This is a genomic window from Emergencia sp. (assembly GCF_048465375.1).
Taxonomy (GTDB): domain Bacteria; phylum Bacillota; class Clostridia; order Peptostreptococcales; family Anaerovoracaceae; genus Senimuribacter.
Map to the genome: position 1 here is coordinate 715,141 of NZ_DBFWLQ010000024.1, position 22,711 is coordinate 737,851.

Annotated in this window: 17 protein-coding genes and 1 riboswitch; of the genes, 4 read left to right on the forward strand and 13 right to left on the reverse strand. The window is 45.9% G+C overall.

The features are described from left to right. Window positions 1-15: 15 nt before the first annotated feature. The 8 genes from ACMQ5W_RS18585 to pyrH form a co-directional block, all read right to left on the reverse strand. On the reverse strand, window positions 16-3,843 hold the full coding sequence (locus tag ACMQ5W_RS18585) for a PolC-type DNA polymerase III (RefSeq protein WP_419026461.1): 3,828 nt from the start codon (window positions 3,841-3,843) through the stop codon (window positions 16-18). Continuing rightward, window positions 3,840-4,883, reverse strand: a complete 1,044-nt coding sequence (gene ispG, locus ACMQ5W_RS18590) for a flavodoxin-dependent (E)-4-hydroxy-3-methylbut-2-enyl-diphosphate synthase (RefSeq protein WP_419026462.1) — start codon at window positions 4,881-4,883, stop codon at window positions 3,840-3,842. The genes ACMQ5W_RS18585 and ispG overlap by 4 nt, the downstream gene beginning before the upstream one ends. After that, a complete protein-coding gene (rseP, locus tag ACMQ5W_RS18595; RefSeq protein ID WP_419026463.1) occupies window positions 4,880-5,875 on the reverse strand; it encodes an RIP metalloprotease RseP in 996 nt (331 codons plus the stop codon). The genes ispG and rseP overlap by 4 nt, the downstream gene beginning before the upstream one ends. Next, the gene (gene dxr / locus ACMQ5W_RS18600) at window positions 5,872-7,005 is read right to left on the reverse strand and encodes a 1-deoxy-D-xylulose-5-phosphate reductoisomerase (protein WP_419026464.1); all 1,134 of its coding nucleotides are present in this window, start codon (window positions 7,003-7,005) and stop codon (window positions 5,872-5,874) included. The genes rseP and dxr overlap by 4 nt, the downstream gene beginning before the upstream one ends. 111 nt (window positions 7,006-7,116) lie before the next feature. Then, the gene (locus ACMQ5W_RS18605) at window positions 7,117-7,902 is read right to left on the reverse strand and encodes a phosphatidate cytidylyltransferase (RefSeq protein WP_148491700.1); all 786 of its coding nucleotides are present in this window, start codon (window positions 7,900-7,902) and stop codon (window positions 7,117-7,119) included. Window positions 7,903-7,907: 5 nt separating this feature from the next. Then, window positions 7,908-8,636: an isoprenyl transferase gene (locus ACMQ5W_RS18610; protein WP_419026465.1), complete on the reverse strand. Its 729-nt coding sequence runs from the start codon at window positions 8,634-8,636 to the stop codon at window positions 7,908-7,910. Window positions 8,637-8,726: 90 nt separating this feature from the next. Further along, window positions 8,727-9,281 (reverse strand): ribosome recycling factor, encoded by a 555-nt coding sequence (gene frr / locus ACMQ5W_RS18615; protein ID WP_148491698.1) that lies wholly within the window; start codon window positions 9,279-9,281, stop codon window positions 8,727-8,729. A gap of 11 nt (window positions 9,282-9,292) precedes the next feature. Further along, window positions 9,293-9,997, reverse strand: a complete 705-nt coding sequence (gene pyrH / locus ACMQ5W_RS18620; RefSeq protein ID WP_148491697.1) for a UMP kinase — start codon at window positions 9,995-9,997, stop codon at window positions 9,293-9,295. A gap of 479 nt (window positions 9,998-10,476) precedes the next feature. Between pyrH and ACMQ5W_RS18625 the strand changes: the two genes are divergently transcribed. The 4 genes from ACMQ5W_RS18625 to ACMQ5W_RS18640 all read left to right on the forward strand — a co-directional run bounded on the left by ACMQ5W_RS18625 (window position 10,477) and on the right by ACMQ5W_RS18640 (window position 15,036). Continuing rightward, window positions 10,477-10,719, forward strand: coding sequence for a helix-turn-helix domain-containing protein (locus ACMQ5W_RS18625; protein WP_148491696.1), 243 nt, complete (start codon window positions 10,477-10,479; stop codon window positions 10,717-10,719). Between the two features lie 85 nt (window positions 10,720-10,804). Beyond that, entirely contained in the window at window positions 10,805-12,169 is a 1,365-nt protein-coding gene (locus tag ACMQ5W_RS18630; RefSeq protein WP_419026466.1) for a sigma-54 interaction domain-containing protein, read from the forward strand. A gap of 168 nt (window positions 12,170-12,337) precedes the next feature. Then, window positions 12,338-13,525, forward strand: coding sequence for a M24 family metallopeptidase (locus ACMQ5W_RS18635; RefSeq protein WP_419026467.1), 1,188 nt, complete (start codon window positions 12,338-12,340; stop codon window positions 13,523-13,525). 47 nt (window positions 13,526-13,572) lie between these two features. After that, entirely contained in the window at window positions 13,573-15,036 is a 1,464-nt protein-coding gene (locus tag ACMQ5W_RS18640) for a sodium/proline symporter (protein WP_419026469.1), read from the forward strand. 151 nt (window positions 15,037-15,187) lie between these two features. On the opposite strand, the gene ACMQ5W_RS18645 is transcribed toward ACMQ5W_RS18640, so the two are convergent. The 5 genes from ACMQ5W_RS18645 to ACMQ5W_RS18665 form a co-directional block, all read right to left on the reverse strand. Continuing rightward, entirely contained in the window at window positions 15,188-16,096 is a 909-nt protein-coding gene (locus ACMQ5W_RS18645; protein WP_419026470.1) for a type II secretion system protein, read from the reverse strand. Window positions 16,097-16,112: 16 nt separating this feature from the next. Beyond that, window positions 16,113-17,441 carry a M20/M25/M40 family metallo-hydrolase gene (locus ACMQ5W_RS18650; RefSeq protein WP_419026472.1) on the reverse strand — a complete coding sequence of 443 codons (1,329 nt, stop codon included), beginning with the start codon at window positions 17,439-17,441 and terminating at the stop codon, window positions 16,113-16,115. Between the two features lie 6 nt (window positions 17,442-17,447). Then, window positions 17,448-18,362: a thioredoxin-disulfide reductase gene (gene trxB / locus ACMQ5W_RS18655; RefSeq protein ID WP_419026473.1), complete on the reverse strand. Its 915-nt coding sequence runs from the start codon at window positions 18,360-18,362 to the stop codon at window positions 17,448-17,450. Continuing rightward, complete coding sequence (gene nudC, locus ACMQ5W_RS18660) at window positions 18,359-19,180, reverse strand: NAD(+) diphosphatase (protein WP_419026475.1); 822 nt, start codon at window positions 19,178-19,180, stop codon at window positions 18,359-18,361. The genes trxB and nudC overlap by 4 nt, the downstream gene beginning before the upstream one ends. Before the next feature lie 673 nt (window positions 19,181-19,853). After that, window positions 19,854-22,271, reverse strand: coding sequence for a hypothetical protein (locus tag ACMQ5W_RS18665; RefSeq protein WP_419026477.1), 2,418 nt, complete (start codon window positions 22,269-22,271; stop codon window positions 19,854-19,856). 70 nt (window positions 22,272-22,341) lie between these two features. Continuing rightward, window positions 22,342-22,423: riboswitch (cyclic di-GMP riboswitch) on the reverse strand. Window positions 22,424-22,711: the final 288 nt, after the last annotated feature.

Genomic DNA, 22,711 nt, shown 5'->3' on the forward strand with positions numbered 1-22,711 from the left:
CCAAATCTATATCAACTAAAACAACGATAACTGGTCAGTTTCCGGCAATCCTTCAAAGACGCCATGTGCCCGCAGTGCTTCTACGGCGGTTTTGTTCAATTTAGCACGCCCTATCGCTTCTTCAATGGTACCAAAAGGCTTTTCATCATAAGCATCAGCAAAAGCTTTTGCCGCCGTATCACCTACGCCGTCCAAAGCGACAAACGGCAGCAGAACTTTCCCCTCATCAGACCAGAACTTGACAGCCTGGGATTTACCCAGACGCGCTGGCGCAAACTCATACCCTCTGGAATACATCTCGTAAGCAACTTCCAGGATCAATATATCACCCTGCTCTTTAGCTGTGGCATTGTTTCCCATGGCACCTATCATTTCTATCCGGTCCAAGCAGGCCTGTGGCCCTTTGAGTATGGTTTCTGCATCAAAGTTCGCTACCGTACTGCTGAAATACGTAGCGTAAAACTCCACCGGGTAGTATACCTTGTACCAAGCCATACGGAAGGACATCATCACATAAGCCACCGCATGGGCACGGGGGAACATGTACTGAATTTTGATGCAGGAGTCGATGTACCAGTCTGGAACTCCGTGTTCCTTCATGACGGCCAGCTGCTCTTCCTTCAGCGGTCTGTTCTTACGCACGTCCTCCATGATCTGAAAAGAGGTCTTATTCTCTATTCCTTTTAAGATCAAGTAGTTCATGATGTCATCTCGCGTGGAGATAACTTCTCTCATGGTGGCGACTCCCGAGCGGATATAGTCCTGGGCGTTGTTCAGCCACACGTCTGTACCGTGGGAGAATCCGGAAATACGAACCAGATCAGCAAATTTATCTGGTTTGGTATCGTCCAGCATCTGTCTTACAAAGCCCGTGCCAAATTCTGGGATGGCATAAGAGCCATGGGTGAATTTGTAATCCTGATCTTTGATATCCAGAGCCTCAATACCATTAAAAATGCTCAATACTTTCCTGTCGGTCAGGTCAGCTTTCATCGGGTCGATGCCCGTCATATCCTGCAGCTGCCTGATCATGGACGGAATATTGTGCCCCAGAATATCAAGCTTGAGCAGGTTTTCATCAATCTTGTGGTAGTCGAAGTGGGTGGTGATGATATCGCTTTTCACATCGTTGGCCGGGTGCTGTATTGGACAAAACTCATAAATTTCATGGTCGTCCGGCACGATGATGATGCCCCCCGGATGCTGTCCCGTCGTCCTTTTCACACCCGTACAGCCCTGGGTCAGTCTGTCCGCCTCAAACTTATTAATCGGCCTGTTAAATTCATCGGCAAACTTCATGACATAACCGTAGGCGGTCTTATCCGCTACAGTGCCTACCGTGCCAGCCTTGAATACATTTTTCTCACCAAAAATCTCGCCTACATATTTGTGTGCCGTGGCCTGGTATTCGCCTGCAAAGTTCAGGTCGATGTCGGGTTCTTTGTCGCCGTTAAAGCCTAAGAACGTAGCGAAAGGAATGGTATAGCCGTCCCGATGCATCATTGTTCCGCAATCGGGGCATTCCTTTTCGGGCATGTCTATTCCACAGTCGTAAAGCTGCATATCGCCCCATTCCAGATGTTTGCACTTCGGACAGATATAATGGGGTTCCAGCGGGTTTACCTCGGTAATGCCTGCCATGGTCGCTGCAAAAGAGGATCCTACGGAACCACGGGAACCTACCAGATAACCGTCTTCCATGGATTTATGCACCAGCATCTGTGCCGAAACATACATGACCGCATAGCCGTTATCGATAATTGAACTGAGTTCCTTTTCCAATCTGGCGCCGATTTCAGGCGGCAGAGGGTCGCCATAAATGCTGTGCGCCTTTTCCATGCATGTCGTCCGCAGGGTCTCTTCCGCACCTTGTATCTTAGGCGGAAACTTACCCTTTGGCACTGGCAGAATTCCTTCATCAATCATATCAGCGATCATATTGGTATTTTCAATGACGACTTTACGCGCCGTCTCTTCTCCAAGATAACTGAATTCCTCCATCATCTCGTCAGTGGTCCGCATATATAACCCCTGTCCGTTTTCTGCATCTTTAAAACCCATACCTGCCATCAGAATATTCCGGTAAATAGCTGATTCCGGCTCGTCGTAATGGGCGTCGGTGGTTGCTACCACAGGTTTTCCCAGCTTCTCTGCCAGAGCTACGATCTGCTTATTGTGTTCTTTTAACTCCTCTTTGCCCGAAACCATGCCGTTCTCAATCATAAATTGATTGTTGATCAAAGGCTGAATTTCCAGATAGTCGTAGAAAGAAGCAATTTCTTCAATTTCTTCCGTGCTCTTTCCGCCTGCAATGGCCCGATACACTTCGCCCGCTTCACAGGCGGAGCCGATAATCAGTCCTTCTCTATGTTCCGCGATCAGTGATTTTGGCAGCCGCGGTCTCTTATAAAAATAGTTGAGGTGGGAATAGGATACCAGCTTGTAGATGTTCTTCAGCCCCTCCTGCGTCCGTGCCAACAAGATGATGTGGTTCGTTGGCTTTTTCTTAAACTCAATTGTCCCGTCGGCGCTGCGGCAGTCACTATCGTCAAAGACATATCCTTCCATGCCGTAGATGATTTTGATGTTGATCGGGTTATCCTTGTTGCCCGCCAGCTTTTTCGCCGTCTTTGCAGCATCTGGAAAGCTCTGTACCACGCCGTGGTCTGTAATTGCCACCGCTGGCTGTCCCCAAAAGGCTGCTGTCTTTACCAGATTCTCCACCTCGTTGAGTCCGTCCATGGCGCTCATCTTGGTATGGGCGTGGAGTTCTACCCTTTTGCCACCCTCGTAGGTATCTTCTCTCTTCTTAATCTTGCTCTTGTTGATGTCCTTCAGCATGACCACCAGGCAGTTGTCATATCTGTCCCATTCCGTCTCACCGCGAACTTTTATGTAATCTCCATTTTTCAATAGAGAGTCAATTTCATCCCATTTGTTATTGGAGCAAAAGGCTTTCAGACACACGGATGTCTTCTTGTCGGTAATCAAAAGGGTCACCAGCTTCTTTTCGTTTTTGATCGGCCTGGAGTCTTTTTTGAACAAGATGCCTTCGACGATGACAACCCCAGAATCAGCCGACAGGCTGGAAAGGGATACGGACTGTCCCATGATGTCTTTCCCCATGATGCGGTTGCCTTCTGCCGGAGTCTCTTTTTCTCTCCGCTTCCAGCCGCCCTTCTGCTGACCGCCGCCAAATCCGCCACCCTGGCCGCCGCCATCAAAGGCAGGCTTCGCTGGCTTGTCCGGCTGCATCTTGCGTACTTCTGCTGCCGCTTTTGTCGCTTGTGCCAGAGATTCTTTGATATCAGATGCCTCAGAAGCTTTCCAGCTCTCCGCTGCCCTGGAATAAACCTCTTCATCGTTGTGAAAGGAGACCTGGACGCCGATATTAAAATTATCTTTTAAGAGGCGCTGAAAAAGGTGCGCGACTTTCTCATTCAGCTGCTCTGTGGAAAGCTTACCCAGAGCGTAAATATTCAGATGATCTCCGTCAAAAGTGAATTTGCTTGTCTGTATGGTCTTTGTGATAGCCGCATATCTGCCATTGATAATTTCAATCATATGAGGAATGAAAAGCCTGACGATTTCCTCCTCATTTAAGACCATTTCGTCGTATATGTACTCGAATTTTACATCTTTGAGATGTTCTATGGAGTGAAGGATGATGCCCCGCAGCTTTTCCATGTCGATGAAAGGCATGATAAAATTGAGCCGCAAGCGTATAGTCAACACGCCCGTCTCTTTTGAAATCACGGCTTCAGTGATATCATACCGGTATTCACTAACTTCGTGATTGCCGATTGTCTGCCAATTTATATGTTTGTCTATTAACTCTTTCATTTTCCCTCTATCGCATTCATCAATTCGTCTACAATGTCTTTTTCTTCTACAGTCTTTAGGATTTTTCCCTTAGCGAAGATGACACCTTTACCGTCTCCCCCCGCTACGCCAAAATCCGCTTCTTTGGCTTCTCCCGGTCCGTTGACGACGCAGCCCATGACTGCCACTCTGAGACCGCGCGCAATATCTGTTTCTGATAAGCGGCGCTCTACTTCTTCGGCAAGCCCCTGCAGGTCTACCTTGGTCCTTCCGCAGGTAGGACAGGAAACCAGATTTACCTGCGGCTCCCGCAGACCAACCGCCTCTAAAAGCTCCTTAGCATAAGAAACCTCTTCCACCGGGTCTGCTGTCAAAGACACTCGCATGGTATCGCCGATTCCTTCTAAAAGCAATGCTCCGATACCGACTGCAGACTTCACTTTTCCCCGCTTTAAAGTTCCTGCCTCTGTGATTCCGATGTGTATCGGATGATCTGTTTTTTCGGCCACCAGTTTATGGGCTCTGTAATTCATCAAAACATCTGATGATTTCAAAGAAACCACCAGATGGTCATATCCCATATCTTCAATGATCTGGACGCTGCGCAATGCGCTCTCTGCCAGTCCTTCGGCAGTGACGCCTCCGTATTTGTCGAGAATATCTTTTTCCAAAGAGCCGGAATTCACGCCGATTCTAATCGGTATATTTCGCTCTCTGGCAGCGTCGACAACGGCTTTGACTCTCTCCCTGCTGCCGATATTGCCGGGGTTGATTCTGATCTTGTCTGCTCCTGCTTCAATGGCAGCAATCGCCAGGCGATAATCAAAATGGATGTCTGCCACAAGGGGAATTTCTACCTTTGGGCGAATTTTCTGCAGAGTCCAGGCACTTTCCATATCTGGAATGGCAATTCTGACGATGTCGCAGCCCGCTTTTGCCAGCTGATCAATTTGAGTGAGTAGTGCCGCCTCGTCCTTGGAATCCACATTGGTCATGGACTGAATAGAAATAGGCGCACCGCCTCCAATCAAAACATTGCCGCATTTCACTTGCTTTCTCATGTAAATAACCTCGTTATATCATTCCACGTTGCGAAGACCATCAGCCCCAATAGCAGAACCATACCTGCGGCGTGAATTTTACCTTCTAAGTCATCGCTGATCATTTTCCCTGTAATCATTCTGATGAACACAAAGAGAATCCGCCCGCCGTCCAGCGCTGGTATCGGCAAAAGATTGAGGATAGCCAAATTCAAACTCATCAGTGCAATCAGATAGCCAAAATATGTGATACCATAGTTGGTGGTCTCATTGACCATGGTCACCATGCCGATCGGACCTGCGATTTCGCTGCTCGGAACGTCTCCAGTTATCAGCTGTTTCAGCATATCAAACATCATGACTGTCATGTTCCAGGTCGCCTTTGACCCGTTCTGCATAGCCGTGAAGACATTATGGCTTATTTCTGGCGTGATACCTACCACGTATCTGCCGTCCTCACCTTTTTGTGGCTTCGCGGTGAAGGTCAGCTCTTCTCCATTTCTCTCCACTTTGATCGCCAGTGGTTTCTCCGATTTTCCGATTGCTGTTGTCAGATCCTGCCAGGAGGTGATTGATCTGTCGCCAACTGCGAGAATCTTATCTCCTGTTTGCAGGCCTGCTTCGTAAGCCGGGCTGGCCTCCTGTACTTTCTCAATGGACGTGGTCGCACTGCCGACGTAACCCATGATGATGGACAGCACTAAAATTGCGATGAGAACATTCATCGTTGCCCCTGCAAGAAGGACAGAGATCTTCGCCCACCAAGGTTTGTTAGAAAAAGCCCGGTCATCGTCTGAAGCTTCGTTCTCTGCTTCCATCGCACAATAACCTCCGATTGGAACCAGTCTGACAGCGTACAAGGTTTCCCCTCTCTGCCGCTTGAAAATTGCCGGTCCCATACCGAAAGCAAACTCATTTACCTTGACACCCACTGCTTTGGCCACGATAAAATGTCCCAGTTCGTGTGGAAATATTAACAATACAAATAAAATAACTGCATAAACAATTGTCATCCCATAACCTCTTTACGTATTTTCTGATCGATTTCGATAATATCATTTAACCCTAGATTATATGAAGGTGTGTGAAGTTCTAGTATTTTTTCTATGTTTTTTTCGATGTCGACAAAACGTATCTTCCCCTGTAAAAATTGTTCTACCAAAACCTCGTTGGCCGCATTCATGACTACTGGATAACTGCCCCCCGCTTCCGATGCCTCATAAGCCAATTTGATGCAGCCAAAAACCTCCGTGTCAGGTTTCTCAAAGGTCAAGTTCGCTCCTTCTTTAAAGAAATCCAGACCTTTGCCTCCGTAGGGGATTCTTTCCGGATAACCTAAGGCGACGCTGATTGGAATCCTCATATCAGGCAGACCCATCTGCGCAATCACAGAGGTGTCCTCAAACTCCACCGCCGAATGGACGATAGACTGGGGATGTACCAGAATCTGAATATCCGAAAGCGCGACATCAAAAAGCCATCTAGCTTCAATCACTTCGAGGCCTTTGTTCATCATGGTGGCTGAATCTATAGTAATCTTTTTACCCATACTCCACTTCGGGTGTTTGAGGGCCTGTTCTAAGGTCACTTCTTCCAACTGCCTTTTGTTGTATCCTTTAAAAGGACCGCCGGAGGCTGTGAGCAGAATTCGTTTGATTTTCTTACCCTGATTCCCCTGTAGGCACTGGAATATCGCACTGTGTTCACTGTCTACAGGTAGCAGTTTTACACCCGCCCTGCGGACGGCATCCATAATCAGTTCTCCGCCTGCAACCAGGGTTTCTTTGTTAGCCAAAGCGATATCTTTGCCGCTGCAGATTGCTCTATAAGTCGGCACCAGTCCCCGCATGCCCATCAAAGAATTGAGAAGAATCTCGCTCTCATCTTCTGCCGCTGCCGCCAGGCCTTCCTCGCCATACATGATTTCTACGTCTGAATGCTTCTCAGCCAGATTTGATGCGTCTTCTGCCTCTGCCGTCACTACCAGTTTCGGTGAAAATTCCTCAATCTGTTCTGATAAACGATCGATATTTTTCCCGCAAGTCAGCGACGTCACCTCAAATTGTTCCCGGTTGGCTCTGATCACATCAAGAGCCTGGGTACCAATGGAGCCGGTGCTGCCGAGAATCGCTACTTTTTTCATAAATCTATGATCTCCTAATTTCTATAGCAGTATAATCGTGATATAACAGTTCCTTCCGATCTTACGACGTTGTCGCAAAGTCGGAACTGTTGAATCGTCATCTAAATGATATTACCAAAGGATGATGACGATATAGTAATATACCACTGGGGCGGTAAAGAGGACGCTGTCGAAGCGATCCATGATGCCGCCGTGTCCTGGTATCAAATTGCCGTAATCTTTGATACCCATCTTCCTCTTATATGCCGAGGCAGTCAAATCTCCGCACTGGGAGAGTATCGCGCCGATCAAACCGATGATGACACAGTGCACCCAGATTCTCGGAATGACAAAATATCCGAACAGTCCACAGCAGATCAAACTGCCCAAGGTGCCGCCCACTGCCCCTTCAATGGTTTTCTTCGGGCTCAGGTTTGGACAAAGCTTGTGTTTTCCCAAGAAAAAGCCAGTGAAATATGCAAAAATATCTGTACAGAAGGCCGACAAGAGTACCAGCCAAATCAGAATGGAGTATTCCTGAGTTTGGTCGACCAGAACTACGTGGTATGAGAAAAATACTACATAGATGATGCCCAGCATGGTCGCCATGCCGTCTTCTAATTTCCTCTCATTGATTTTAAAGATATAGATGGAACTGGCCATGATGCTGGCAGCCAGCCACGCCAAAATGAACTCGTGTTGCTGCGGCCAAAATCCATTGATCAAATAGAGGACAACCATGCTCCCATATGCGATAGGTTCTGAAGGATGGATATTCATAGCCCTGAATCCATTGAAAAATTCTCTGATACCGACCATTCCGACAAAAATGCACATCGCTGTCAGCCAATAACCGCCCAGATAAACTAGTGCTAGAAGTGGGACCATGCACAATCCTGAAATAATCCTCGTTTTCATATACTCTACTTCCTTCCTCCAAATCTGCGATCTCTATTTTGATATTGTTCTATCAGTTTTTCATATTCCTGTGGCGTAAAATCCGGCCAGAGAACATCTGTAAATTCGAATTCGCTGTAAGCGCTCTGCCATAACATAAAATTAGAAAGGCGCTCTTCCCCGCTGGTTCTGATTATTAAATCTGGATCAGGGATGTTGCCGTTTTCATCGCCTGTATACAAGTATCTGCTGATAATTTCCTCTGTGATTTCAATATCTGTGGTAAGGCTGCCATTTTCTACATCTTTTTTGATGTTGTTGACAGCTCTGACAATTTCCGCTCTGCTTCCGTAGTTGAGCGCTATATTAAACTGGAGCCCTGTATTGTTTTGCGTAGTCTCCAGTGATTTTTCAAGTCTATCTACCGCAACCTTGGGAACCACCTTGTAGTCTCCAAGTATTTTTACTTTTACGTTGTTCTGATGGAGTTCAGCTAGTTCACTGTCAACATATTTGACGACAAGTTTAAATATGCCTCCCACTTCCTCCTGGGATCTCTTCCAGTTTTCTGTGGAAAAAGCATATACGGTCAAATATTTCACTCCAAGTATATCGGATGCTTTGACGATTTCTTTCATTGCCAGCATGCCTGCGTTGTGTCCAGCCATTTTTGGCAGGCCTCTCTTCGCCGCCCATCTGCCGTTGCCATCCATGATAATGGCTACGTGGGTTGGAATTCTGTTCTTATCTATCATATATCCCTCATAACTTGGGGGCTATCCCAAATACTGAGACAGCCCCTTGATTGTAGTTTGTTCAATTGCTTATCATGATACAAGGAGAAATTATACCTCTAGGATTTCTTTCTCTTTTGCTGTGACGATATCATCGATATCCTTAACTGCTTTCTCGACAGTCTTCTGCACTTTGTCTAATTCTTTCTTCAGATCGTCTTCTGTCAGTTCGCCGTCTTTTTCCTGTTTCTTCAGGGCATCGTTTGCATCTCTTCTGAGATTTCTAACAGCAACCTTTGCTTCTTCGCCCATCTTTTTTGTGGTCTTCGTCAGTTCTTTTCTTCTCTCTTCCGTCAGCTGCGGAATGCCTAATCTGATGCACTTTCCATCGTTAGACGGTGTAATTCCGATATCAGCAACATTGATTGCTTTTTCGATATCGCCAATCGATTTTGGATCGAACGGTGCAATCATCAATGTTCTAGGATCAGGTACGGAAATATTAGAAAGGTTCTTAAGCGGTGTCGGGCTTCCATAATAGTCTACCATGACCTTGTCTAATAATGCCGGATTTGCTCTTCCTGCTCTGACTGTGTTCAAGTCCTCTTTTAGTACGGAAAGACTCTTCGCAATTCTCTCCTCTAAGCTTTTGTGTGAATGACTCATGTTTTTTCCTCCTACTTAATTATCGTACCAATTTTCTCACCATATACAGCTTTTAGCACATTTCCTTCCTCGGAAATGCCAAAAACATGAATGGCTATGTGATTGTCTTTACATAATGTGGCTGCGGTTAAATCCATCACCTTCAAATCCTTCTCCAATACTTCCATATGGGTCAGTTCGTCAAACTTGACCGCATCAGGGTTTGTTTCTGGATCATCAGAATAGACGGCATCGACCTTCTTCGCCAGCAGAATGACATCTGCATCTATCTCCACAGCTCTCAGAGCTGCAGCTGTATCGGTTGAAAAGAACGGGTTGCCAGTTCCCGCGCCAAAGATGACCACATCTTTATGCTCAAGCTGGCTGATCGCCTTTCTTCTTGCATAAGGTTCTGCAATTTCTCTCATTTCGATGGCGGTCTGCACTTTTGCTTTGATGCCCTCCGCCAAAAGCGCATCCTGCAGAGCCAGCGAGTTCATCACTGTTGCCAGCATGCCCATGTAATCTGCTGTCGCCCTGTCCATGTCTTTGCTTGTCCTGCCTCGCCAAAAGTTTCCGCCGCCGACTACGATGGCAACTTCTACTCCCAGATCGTGGATTTCTTTCACTTGCCTGGCGACAGTCTTTGTCATCTCTTCATTGATGCCAAATTTACCCTCACCTGCCAAAGCTTCCCCGCTTATTTTTAGAAGAACGCGTTTATACTTGGGTTCCATTCTATTCTCCTTTATTTATATATTGGTTCTTACCTTGCGACAAAACCGTTTTAATTCTGGAACCATTATACCATAAAACCCATATCGGGTGAAAGGTTTTTTCCAATCAGAAAGTTTTGTTTTCTTCCCATCTATGGTCACCTGCCTTAAGAGCCTGTTTTTTACTCTCCTTCAGACAGATTCCTCTATCAAAACAGGCAGGATTGCCTGTCTCCAACAATAAGCACTCTCTCATATCATTTATTTTCTATCTATTTTATCTCTGTCAGAACTATCCGGACCCTTGCAAGAACCCAGGCAAATTAAAAGCATATGTTTAACATACCCACTTTACAGAAGAAAATCTGCCATAAATATACCTAAAATCAAGCATTTCAGCCATATCCATCATTCAAACCCTCGTCAAACGGATCATTATGGCAAATCCCCCTATTTTTTGTAGGTCAATTTGACATAATAAAGATAAAAGGAGTGATTTTGTGGAAGACAACAGATTGAAAGAACTTCGTAACAAAAAGGGCCTCACTCAACTGAGAGTTGAAACGAAAACAGGTATCGACCAGTCCGATTATTCGAAGATGGAAAACGGCATCCGCTACCCGACTATGGAACAGGCCATTGCCCTTTCCAAACTATACGAAACCAGCATCGACTATATCTATCGCCTCACCGATGATCCGAGGCCTTATCCAAGAGTAATTGAAGAAGACGACGAAGAATGAACAGGAGTTGTTACAAAGAATGTAATAGCTCCTGTTTGTTTATTTCTGTCGCTATGCTATACTTACAAGAAAGGCAGGTGATTTCATGGGAAATAGAAATATAGATACAAAAATGATTTTAGACGTATTTAATGACATGTGCTGTTTTGTCATCACAGATGCCAAAGGCCGATATCTATATGCCAACAGGGCCTGGACGCAGACCATGGGTGTAGATTTTGAGCACGATAATATTTATGGTCGATTTGTTCACGATTTAATCAAAGACACGAAGATCAACCAGGCACTGAGAGAGAATCGAACGATTTCCGGTTACTCTACCATCACCACTTGCGATGGCAAAGAAAAACGTGCTTTCTCTATCTACAATCCTATACACGACCAACAGGGAAAAATCATTGCAGGCGCTATTATCGCCATCATCACCGGCGACAACGAAGGCGACGTGGACAGGCTGATCAGGGAGCTGAACTTTTACAAACAGGAGGTCACCAAACTGCGCGGTGCAAAATACAACATTGAAAACATCGTCGGTGTTTCCCCTGCAATCATGCGCATGCGCAAGGAAATCAATCGTGCATCAAAGTCCAACTCTACCGTTCTCATCACCGGCGAAACGGGCAGTGGAAAAGAATTGGTTGCCCATTCCATTCATGCTCTCAGTTCACGGAAAGGCAAAAGTTTTATCAAAGTGAATTGTGCCAATATCCCGAAGGATTTAATGGAGTCCGAGTTCTTCGGTTATGAAGGCGGGGCTTTCACCGGAGCTAGTCAAAAAGGGAAAATCGGCAAGTTCGAGCAAGCCGACAAAGGCAGTATCTTTCTCGATGAAATCAATCAACTGTCATATGATCTGCAGCCCAAGCTGCTCAGAGTCATGCAGGAGCGTGAATTCGAGAGAATCGGAGGCAGCAAAAGCATCGACGTCGATGTCAGATTTATCGCAGCGACAAATATCCCTCTTGACGAACTAGTCAAAAACCATCTGTTTCGACCTGACCTTTATTATCGTTTAAACGTAGTGCCCATTCATGTTCCGCCCTTGAGAGAACGGCGAGAAGACATCCCTCTGCTCATCGATGACATTACAAAAAAATTAGACGGTGAAATCGGCATTCCAGTCCACGACATTCCAGTGAAAATCAAAAACAGACTGATGAATTTAGAGTATAGCTGGCCGGGGAATGTGCGAGAACTGCAGAACGTCATAGAATGGGCAATTAACATGTCCTACGGAGAACCGATGAAATGGAGTCACTTCAGTCAATATTTTACTCTGAAAAGCAGCGGCAGCGAAGAAAAAAACATGAAATTAGGCAGCCTGGCGCTGATAGAAAAGGAGTTGGTCCAGCAAGCTCTCTTGGAGCACGATACCAAAACGGCTGCAGCTGCCGCCTTAGGCATCTCTCGCACCATGCTCTATAAAAAAATCAAGAAATATGATTTATAGGAATATGCAAACTTTGATTTACAGAAGTGCAAACTTTCGTTTGCACTTTTTTATTGTAAAGTTCGATCCCCAGAGCATCTGCGTTGAAATTCTAACCCTTCTTTTCTTGGCATCATCCTTGCGATATTGTCATTGACAAGCTTCATCATTCGGAACGGAGGTAAGAATATGGAAAGGAATCAACAAGAAATCCAAAAAAAACTGCAGACTTTGATGGATCAGGAAGGCTTTGACGTTTTGCTGCTCACAAGGCCTGAATCTATTCGCTACGCCACGGGCGTGACTAGTGCTTTTATGTATTTGAACATCCCCGTCGGCAACGTCATCGGCATCGTGCCAAAGACGGGCAAGGCAGCTGTCATCATGTCGGAGTTCGAGGGCAATGCTGCCAAGATTGACAGCCCGGATATTGACATTCTGGGATATCCTATCTTTGTCTATATCGCTGACTTCGACGCTGGCGGACGTACAAAGGACGCACAGCCTAATACAGACAAAGCGTTCAACATGGCCGCCGCATATATCAGAGAAACGGTGGGAACAGCAAAGAAAATCGGCATCGAAAGGCCTATGTTCCCTTACGACAGGATGCTGTTTTTGCAGAAGCAGTTTGGCGGCGGCGTTCCCCAGGACTGCACCCAGCTGCTGAAAGAAGCGGCAAAATACAAAACAGCCTGGGAAATCGAGGTGCTGCGTAAAAACGCCCAGGCCTCTCAGCGGGTCATGAGTTATGTAGCCAAGCATACGGAAATTGGCATGGACGAACAGGATATTTTGCTGCTTATGAATCAAGGACTTGTTAATGAAGGCAAAGGCTTTTGTTCAACGAGACAGTGTAATGTAGTCGGCGAACAGTTCTCGCCTATCTATCTGCCTCATACCTGTTACAAACTAAAAGAAGGAGACACGGTGCGCCTGGACGGCGGTATCAACGCCAACGCCTACTCTTCTGACATCTCCCGCACTTATTTTGTCGGTCAGAAAGTCAGCGATGAACGACTGAAAATCTGGCACATCCTCCACGATACTTTTGAAAAGGTCTTTGAAATGATCGGTCCGGGCATACGTATCTGCGACATCTTTAAAGCAGCGGAAGACAGTGTCAGAACGGTCATTCCAGAGTATCACCGCGGGCATTTCGGCCACTCTGTAGGCTGCTACGTGTGGTGGGAGGAGTATCCTACCATCAGCCGAAGTGACACCAGCTGTCTTACGCCTGGGATGGTCATGAATCTGGAAATTCCATACTACAGCAGTTTCAACAACTCTTATAATTTCGAAGATACCTTTCTCGTAACCGATGACGGAATTGATCGTTTTACAAAACACAGCGACGATATCTATTGGAGAGATTAGTGCGGTCTGTCAAGAGAACCTGACACTGCCAGAAAGGAGATAAATCAATGAATAAAGGCATCTTACTCATCGTGGCGGCCTACATCGTGGTGCTCGCCTGTATCGGCGTATATTTTAATAAAAGGAACAAAAACAATCACGATTTCTATGTAACCAGAGATCGAATCCCAGGCTGGGCGATTGCAATTTCGGAGCGGGCAACCACCAGCTCTTCCTGGATGATGCTGGGCGGCACCGGCGCCGTCTACACCATGGGGATTTCGGGACTGTGGCTGTTTTTCGGCCTGTATCTGTCTCTGATCATCTACTGGTTTTGGTTCGCCAAAGCGTTTAAAAAAGAAAATGACAAGAATCCGCAGCTGACACTGACGTCTTTCATCGCTGCCAGATGGGGTTCTCATGAAAAAATCATCCGCCTGCTCTGCGCTTTGATCATCGCTGTATTTTACATCATCTACGCAGCTTCAAATCTGGTAGGTGCAGGCAAAACGGTGAACAGTCTCTTCGGCTATGACGTCGTCCCAACCATGATCGTGGTCGCTGTCATCATCACTGCCTATGCAGCGCTGGGCGGTCTAGGTTCCATCATCTACAACGATCTGATTCAGGCTGTCATCATGTGTTTTGCCCTGATTGTTCTGCCCATCATCGCCTGGATACAGGTATTTCAAAATGGCGGCCTGTCAGCAGGGCTCTCTGCGTCGGGGCCTGATTACATGGCCCTCTTCGGCGGCCTCACTACAGGCAGCGCCTTTTTGCTGGTCTTCAATCAGTCCTCTTATATCTGGGGCAATTTTGGCATGGATACCGTGACCAGAAAGGTTATGGCCATCAAAAAGAACGAGGACATTAAGTCCGGACGAGTGGCTGGTCTAGTAACGGGCTTTCTTTGGTACGGCGGTGTATTTTCCATCGGCATCACAGGGCTCTGTCTCTATGGAGCAGGCACCTTTGAAGACCCTGAAACCTTATTTCCAACCATGGTAAATGATCTGCTTCCAGGCGGACTCTCGGTTTTGGTCCTCTGCGGCGTCATCGCTGCCATCATGTCCACCTGCGCCGACCAACTATTGGCAGTAACCGGGGCTATCTCCGTGGACATCGTCCAAAGAGTCTTTAAAGTGCAAATGGGTGAAAGAACAGCCCTCTTCTTCTCCAAAGCACTACTGGCACTAGTCGGCGTCGCCACCTTCCTGTTCGCCCTGAATTCTGGAGACTTGGTCATGAACATGGTCAGTTTTGCCTGGTCGGGTATGGGCTCCTCCCTGGGACCAGTCGTCCTGATGACCATGCTGGATAAAAAGGCTTCCGGTGTCGGCATGATCGCTGCACTTATCGCAGGCGCAGGCCTGACGCTAGTGTGGAGCAGGCTGGCTTTCCTCGCCGCTGTCGATGTGAAGTTCGGCGCATTTTTTATCGCTCTTATTGTCGGTGTGATTGTGAGCAGGCTGGCTCCCAACAAGGGCGTTTCGCAAGAAAGCGACGTCGATGCGGAAGGTGGCAACTGGTGAAAGCAGCTTGAAAATAGCTTGATGGAATAAAAAATGGATAAGGAACTGCCGCATTCACAAAGAAACGGCGTAAAGCATTAATTTTTGCATGCTTTACGCCGTTTTAAAGTAAAAGTATTCTATTCAAATTTCAAAATCCACCATCTCAGAATTATTTTACCTTGATCCATCCATTATCTTTCATAGCATTTTCAATTTTAATATTCTTCTCTTTAGCATCTTTATAAGCCTTATCAACACTTGTCATCACGTAAGCCGATGAGACCGCAGTCCCATTATAATTGGTCTCTTTATTAAAATACCAATGACCGTCAACATAGCATACGCTGCTCTGTTCATGTGTCTTCCCATTTTTCAATTTATCATAACTGGACTGGTTTACATAGTATGGAACCACCTTTTTCCCGTTAGCAGCATAGTATGGTACAACCTTATACGATTTGTTCTTATATGCTTCTAGTGATTTTTCCATGCTTTCAACGTCACCATTCCCGTTCATCTTCGTGATTTGCTTCGCTAATGCTTTTAAATCTACGTTTTTGAGGATGTCAGCCATATTTATGTCTTTCACAAATTTTTGATACTTCTCGCCTGCTTTTCCAAAGAAACTTTTTATGATATCGTCATTACTTTTATCACCAGTTTCGCCCATAAGCGCTTCCACCGCTTCTATCAAATTTGTAACCGCAGATTTTGATTCATCACCACTACCGCCGCTGCCATCGCCGTCATGAAATCCGCACTTGATTTGAAATCCATTCTCAAAGCTTCCTGTAATCGAATAGGTTCCTTTCGATGGACAGACTGCTTCGTCCATTTTTATGTATTCGTCCAAACCCCCTTGATCGAGATGATCGAGTTCGCCCGACATATAGTCTGCCGCCAGATGATGCTTCAGCGATGTCCTGTTGGCTTCACACACCGTCGCTCTTGCCTCTTTCTGCTTGCCTGTGAAGATTACAATAGACACCGCCACCAGAATCGCGATGATTGCTACAACGACAAGTAATTCCGCCAACGTAAATCCTTTGTCTTTATTCTTTACCATCATTATTTTCATATCGTCTACATTCATTTCAACTTAAATTTTTTACCAGCTCTGTCAAAACCTCTGTGCCAAAGGTAGTTGCCCCTACCGGAATCCGTTCATCAGCTGCATGAGCCAATGCCGTAAAGTTATAATCCTCTGGCAGCTTCATGGGCGTAAAGCCGTAAGTCTGAATTCCAAGTTTTGCGAGAAATCTGCCGTCAGTCACCCCGCTGAGTACAAATGGAACAGGGTTTGCCTCCGGCTCTCTCTCGACTAAGGTTCGAGAAATCACCTCATATAAACTCATGTCAATGTTGCTGGAGCCTGGGTTATACTCTACCATTTCGATTTCGTAGTCGGTCCCGATCAAGCTCTGCACGTCAGCAATTCCTTCTTCCATAGTACAGCCAGGAACCAAACGTAAATCGCATTCAAAGGAAACGGCAGACGGGATGACATTGATAGCACTGCCGCCACTGACAATGGTCACATTGGCGTTATTATGTAAGAGAGGATCAAAGAGCTCCCCCGCCGCTCCCAGAAGCCTCAGCGTTTTGTCCGTCTTTGACGGTTTCAACAGCCGTCTGAGAATTTTACCTTGAATGCCACCCATAATATCGGCAAAACCTTCGATCATCAAAGTCGCCGCCGGCGTAATCCGCACTGGCAGTTTTTCTGTAGACAGTTTAAGGATGGCACGGGCAGCCTTTTCCATAGCTGTATCGTGATGGGATAGAGATCCATGACCGCCTTCTCCCTTTGCCGTTACTTTGATGTGTGAAAACTGTTTCTCGGCTACCATGACTGGATAAATCTTTTTTCCGGCTACATGAAAAGTAAAACCTCCGATTTCACCGAAGGCCCACTTCACCCCCTCAAATAGTTCAGGATGTTGATCTGTTAAATAGGAGGCACCGAATTTTCCTGTCCCCTCTTCATCACTGACAAAAAGAAATTTGACGTCAAAGGGCAGCTGCAAGCCTGATTCTTTAATTGCAAGCGCCAGACCGATGAACATAGCGACCTCACCTTTCATGTCGATGGCTCCTCTGCCCCAGATATAGCCATCCCTGACTTCAGCGCAAAAGGGATCGCAGGACCAGTCCTGATCCGTCACAGGCACCACGTCCACATGACCATAAAACATAATCGGCGGCTTTTTCTCTACAACGCCCTTCCCTGTCGGGATGCAGGCATAGAGATTGGGCCTATCGTCGTCTAATGAGATGACACGATTCTCAATGCCTGCTTCGTCAAACAAGTTCTGAATGTACGCGATGCACGGTCGCTCAGAATTGACTCCGCTGACGGTATCCATTTTGATCAAATCACAGAGAATCTGATCTGTCCTCGAAAGTTCCATTTTCGTCTCCATCTATACTCATGCAAGGTTGTTGATATATTCCACAGCGGCAAGTGCTGCCACCGCACCGTCTGCAGCTGCAGTTGCAAGCTGTCTCACCTTTTTCGTTCTGCAGTCTCCCGCAGTGAAAACCCCCGGCGTATTCGTCAGGCAGTCCTCCCCTGCTGCAACATAACCTTTGTCGTCCAGTCCTGCCACGTCAGCAAAATCTTTGTTGTCCGGCATCTGGCCGATGGCGACAAAGACACCCTGGACGAGAAGGGTGATGACTTCTTCTGTCTTCACATTCTTGACCTTCAGGCCGCTGATCATCGTATCTCCAACCAGTTCCACCGGCACACTGTTTAATACAAATTCTACATTGTCCTTTTCGCGAAGTCTTTTGACGTTGGCTTCCTCGCCCCTGAACTGATCTCTCCTGTGAATCAGATAGACTTTGTCAGCAATGCCTGACAAAACCTCTGCATCTTCTAAGGCTGTGTTACCGCCTCCGATGACCGCCACGTCGCGGCCTCTGAAGAAAGCGCCGTCACAGGTTGCACAGTAAGAGACGCCGGCACCAGTGTATTTTTCTTCATTTTCAAGACCCATCGGTCTGTTTTTGGCGCCAGTAGCGATGATGACAGACTTTGTCTCATACACAGCGCTTTCCGTCTTCACTTTTTTCGATGCGCCGGTATCTTCAATGCCGACTGCTTTCTCGTATACGATCTCCGCACCCAGCTCTGTAGCCTGTTCGTAGAGATTGGTCGCAAGCTCCAAGCCAGAAACCTTTTTGATTCCCGGATAATTTTCGACCTCTGGCGTATTGATAATCTGTCCGCCAAAACCTTTTGCGTCGATCAAAAGCGTCTTTTTTCCGGCACGCTGACCGTAAATTGCTGCGGAAAGTCCCGCTGGACCCGCTCCGATGATTACCATGTCGTACATCATTTTATCACTCCTCTTTTAAAAACACTCATCATTTCCCTGGTGAGGCTGAATCCATCATCATCTACAGGCATCTCTTCCCGCTCAAACCATTCTGCTGTAGACAGTTCTTTCTCATCCATAGTGATCGTATCATCTCCATCTAAGTCACAGAAAAAACCTAACAATAGGTTGCTGTCTGTTCCCCAGGGCTGACTTTTGTAATATCTGATATTCTTTACTTTCAGGCCTACCTCTTCCATCACTTCTCTGGCGACAGTTTCCTCAGCTGTTTCGCCGATTTCAGTAAAACCTGCAATTAATGCATATTTTTTATATACCCTGCCATTGTATTTTGTAAGCAGAATTTTGTTCCCATTGATTACACCTACGATGACTGCTGGTGCGATTTTCGGAAAGATCATATTGCCGCAAGCTTTGCATCTCATCATTCTTTCTGCGTGGTCGTGTTCCAGCTTCTTCCCGCACCTGCCGCAGAACTGATTATCACGATACCACTGATAGAGATGATATGCGGTTGCAGCCGCAAAAGCCAATTCCTTCCACTGAAACTTGCGCAGATTTCTCGTGGACTCCCATTCATAGCCTGCCTGCGGTTCTGCCTTTTCCAATGTCAAAAAATAGCGCTCCTCGTTGATGCGAAAGAGGTATTGCATCTTGTGGCCTGCAAAATCGACGGCTTTCGGCACAATCAAAGTTCCGTCTGCGGACTTTGATACCAGAATTTTATCTCCATCAAAGCAAAAGACGTTGTCACATTCTTCTGCTTCTATTTCTTCGAATTCGTTGTACAATTTTTTATCTCCTAAGTCTTGAATCATATTACACCTCTGACCAATATATTATTTACACTACCGATTATTTTATCACAAAAATATGAATTCGTATAGATGGCGTGCTACAGCAAACTCACTCTAATGCCATTTCTTTAAAGACTAACAAAATAGCGCCCCGAAATGGGGCGCGTCGCTTGATGAAACGGACGGCGTAGGGAGTCCCGCTCCCGCAGGAGCGAAGCGTTGCATTTCGATACTACTCAGGGATTTATCATCTTAAAGAGGACCTCCCGGCGGTATTCTCTTCCATCAGCGCGAAAAGAAAACTGTTCTGGAATGACATCTTGTTACAATAGCTTTACGCTTTTTGGTCACATCTGCACACTCTCGCGTAACCGGATTGCTGTCAGAAGGCTTCAACAAAGGGGTATATCTGCTCTCGGTCACTTATTATATCAATTTCTCCGCCGCAAAAGCCGTTCACAGTCCACAAAAGTAACCGAAAGCTGCATATTCATGGATTCTGCAGGGAATCATGTCTTATCTCAAGGCGTAAAGCAGGATATGGCATCTGACACCGCTGCAGCGTTACGCGAGACCTCCAGAAAAGCATCAAAAAGCCTAACTTTATTGTAAAAGACATCTGGTGCATACCCCTATCCCGTATATATCACAATCAGCAATCGCATGATAATAGATGGTGAACATTTTCAAGTAGTTATTTGGCAGTTCTAATCGCCTTGCTCGACCACTTGGTGTAGACTTTTACGCCGTCGATGGTCCTGAGACCTCTCACCTTGTAGTAGTATCTGGTCCCCTTCTTCAGAGCCTTGGTGTTCTTGTAGCTCTTCTGGGTTCCACTCTTGGTGGTATAGAAAGCCTTGGTTCCATATCCGCTGTTCTTCTTTGTTGAGCGGAATACCTGGAAGCAGTCAACCTTGAAGCCGTAGCTCTTCTTCCACTTGATGGTGATGGAACCCTTCTTTGCAGTTGAAGATGCCTTGATGGTCGTAGCCTTCACGCCTGCCTTAATCTGGTCATTCTTTGCCTTCTCCTGCTCTGCAATCACCTTGTCGGCCTCTTCTGCAGTCATGACTGCATAGGTTGAGAAGTGTCCCGTTGTGAAGGTGTAGGTTCCGTCGGCGTTCTTCTTGCCTTCCATCTTGACATAGTTGTCGTCCTCGTCGATGTAGACGCATACGACCTCCTTGTCCTTTAGGGCTGCCGGAAGCGCTATTGTGACTTTCGCATTGCCGCCCTTGAAATCGGTGATGTTTCCACTCTCAGTGATGATCTTCAGCTCCACCTGTACCTGGCTGTCGTCTTCTTTTACTTTCTCAACGACGATGGATACAGTGCCCGTCGTGGCTTTTTCTGCTACTGCTTCTGCTGCCTTCTGGTCTAATACAACCTCTGCAGCATCGGTCTTGACGACTACGTCTGCGGCAGTTTTTTCAACAATCGCCTTGATTGTCTCTGCAGGAAGCTTGACTTCTGCAGTCTTGGCATCAGCCTTTGTCGTGGTTGCATCGATGACGATTTCTTTGGACTCGTTTGCAACTGCCTTATCCACGATCTTATCCGCCGTAGTCTTGTCTACTGTGGCAGTCGCCTTGCCGTCTGCACCTGTTGAAGTTTCAATGTCAGCAGTTGTGGTCTTGTCTACAGGATGATTGATTACATTGTCTGGTACAGAAGGAATAATGGGCACATAAATTGGTTCCTGATAACAAACGGTTCCATCAGACTCCTGCACATAAGACGGTGCAAGATATTCTGTCACATCTTCCTTATAAGTACCACCCATAATTGTAAGTTTCCCCGTATTGACTATAGTTTCTTGGTCATTTTCTGCGCTCACTTCGCCATTACCCATCAGCGTCAAATTGCCATTGTTTGTAATTGTGGCTCCCTCTGGTTTATCAGCGTTACTTAAATTGTGATTGTTCAAATTAATATATATATTTTTGTCTTCTGCAATGGTCACTGCGCCCGTCTCGTTCTGCTGTAAAATAATTGTCTCACCATTATTTGCACTGTCTACCGCAGTTTGCAGACTTCCGTATAGATAATGTCGTTCGTCATCACCAGACTTTCTGACAACTTCCGCAGTCCCATTATCACAAGTTAATAAGCCCTTCAAGTTAGAAAAATAGGTGTCTGAATCTATAATAGCAGTTTTGCTGAGGCCAACAAAAGCTCCAGTATATGTTCCTCTGCCGGTGAGCTCGACCTTGTTTACCGCACAGTTTTTGATGTAACTAGGATATGGACTGTTATATGCATATCCTGCAATTGATCCAACATATTTACCCTTTAACGTAACATTTTCCACTTCGGAATTTTGAAATATGGTTCCGTAGTGTAATACTCCGCCCAGACCTCCACTAATAGGGTTATCTATTGTCAAATTAGCCACTTTGCAATGGTCTATTCTTATAGACTTATTGCCTTCCCCCATATGACCACAAATACCGCCTGCCCAATTTCCCAGGCCTTTAATCAAGCTTCCTTCTTCTGCAATAACAGTACAGTCTTTATAGTTCGCATAACTTTGGCCGGACATTCCGCCAATATAACTGCCCTTGCTTCCTTTAGATTCAATCCTTATCTTTCCAGCGACATGACAATTAGTTATTGCACCTTGATACAGATTGCCACCCATACCACCTACATAAGAATCCCCAACCAAGTGAACATTCTTTACTGTAAGATTCTTTATATATGACGGGTTATCCCCTCTGCCAGTGCAACCGAACAATCCAATATACTGTTTTCCTTCTTCTAATATCTGAAGATTACTGACTGTCTTTCCATTTCCCTCAAAAGTTCCACAAAACTCTTTGCTCTTTGTACCTATTGGTGTCCATGGATTATTATCTAAATCGATATCAGACTTTAGTGTCACTGTTTTGTTCCAAAACATATCCCCTTCATTAACCAGTTTCGCAAGGCCTGCGAGTTGTGCTGCTGTGGAAATTTCAAATGACGAAGCCATTGAATTATACCAACTAGTATCAACAGAAGTTCCATCCCAGGTATTTACCTCGTTCCCTTCTTCTGATGCAAATGCTGCTCCAGGAATAAATGCAGTCAGTAGAATAATGCACAACAACAATACAGAAATTTTTTTCATTTTTCCTCCTAAATTAAATAAAAGCAAACGCCTTCTACAGGGTCTGCTTTATACAATGTTCTTTTATATCAAGTGCAGCTGGCTGCCATCCCATTGGAACAGGCCCTGTAGCTTTGTGTCACTGCCTTTCGACAGTTTTACCAAGTATTTTATTTTCTTTTAAATTATATCCTTCTCCCCGGTATTTTGTCAACTTCTAACATTTATTTATATTACTTCTTGGATTATTTAACATAAAAGGATGCCATACAGCTAGACCTATTCAATCTGCTATATGACACCCTCGATTTTGTGCGTAGTATTTTATGTAGTTATTTAGCGGTTCTGATCGCTTTGGTTGACCACTTGGTGAATACCTTGTCTCCGTCGATGGTCCTGACACCACGAACCTTGTAGTAATATCTGGTTCCCTTCTTCAGAGCCTTGGTGTTCTTGTAGCT

Bases quoted from the DNA above. Each gene is read 5' to 3' on its own strand.
- ACMQ5W_RS18585 (WP_419026461.1), bottom strand. From the start codon at position 3,843: ATGAAAGAGTTAATAGACAAACATATAAATTGGCAGACAATCGGCAAT.
- ispG (WP_419026462.1), bottom strand. From the start codon at position 4,883: ATGAGAAAGCAAGTGAAATGCGGCAATGTTTTGATTGGAGGCGGTGCG.
- rseP (WP_419026463.1), bottom strand. From the start codon at position 5,875: ATGACAATTGTTTATGCAGTTATTTTATTTGTATTGTTAATATTTCCA.
- dxr (WP_419026464.1), bottom strand. From the start codon at position 7,005: ATGAAAAAAGTAGCGATTCTCGGCAGCACCGGCTCCATTGGTACCCAG.
- ACMQ5W_RS18605 (WP_148491700.1), bottom strand. From the start codon at position 7,902: ATGAAAACGAGGATTATTTCAGGATTGTGCATGGTCCCACTTCTAGCA.
- ACMQ5W_RS18610 (WP_419026465.1), bottom strand. From the start codon at position 8,636: ATGATAGATAAGAACAGAATTCCAACCCACGTAGCCATTATCATGGAT.
- frr (WP_148491698.1), bottom strand. From the start codon at position 9,281: ATGAGTCATTCACACAAAAGCTTAGAGGAGAGAATTGCGAAGAGTCTT.
- pyrH (WP_148491697.1), bottom strand. From the start codon at position 9,997: ATGGAACCCAAGTATAAACGCGTTCTTCTAAAAATAAGCGGGGAAGCT.
- ACMQ5W_RS18630 (WP_419026466.1), top strand. From the start codon at position 10,805: ATGGGAAATAGAAATATAGATACAAAAATGATTTTAGACGTATTTAAT.
- ACMQ5W_RS18635 (WP_419026467.1), top strand. From the start codon at position 12,338: ATGGAAAGGAATCAACAAGAAATCCAAAAAAAACTGCAGACTTTGATG.
- ACMQ5W_RS18640 (WP_419026469.1), top strand. From the start codon at position 13,573: ATGAATAAAGGCATCTTACTCATCGTGGCGGCCTACATCGTGGTGCTC.
- ACMQ5W_RS18645 (WP_419026470.1), bottom strand. From the start codon at position 16,096: ATGAAAATAATGATGGTAAAGAATAAAGACAAAGGATTTACGTTGGCG.
- ACMQ5W_RS18650 (WP_419026472.1), bottom strand. From the start codon at position 17,441: ATGGAGACGAAAATGGAACTTTCGAGGACAGATCAGATTCTCTGTGAT.
- trxB (WP_419026473.1), bottom strand. From the start codon at position 18,362: ATGATGTACGACATGGTAATCATCGGAGCGGGTCCAGCGGGACTTTCC.
- nudC (WP_419026475.1), bottom strand. From the start codon at position 19,180: ATGATTCAAGACTTAGGAGATAAAAAATTGTACAACGAATTCGAAGAA.
- ACMQ5W_RS18665 (WP_419026477.1), bottom strand. From the start codon at position 22,271: ATGAAAAAAATTTCTGTATTGTTGTTGTGCATTATTCTACTGACTGCA.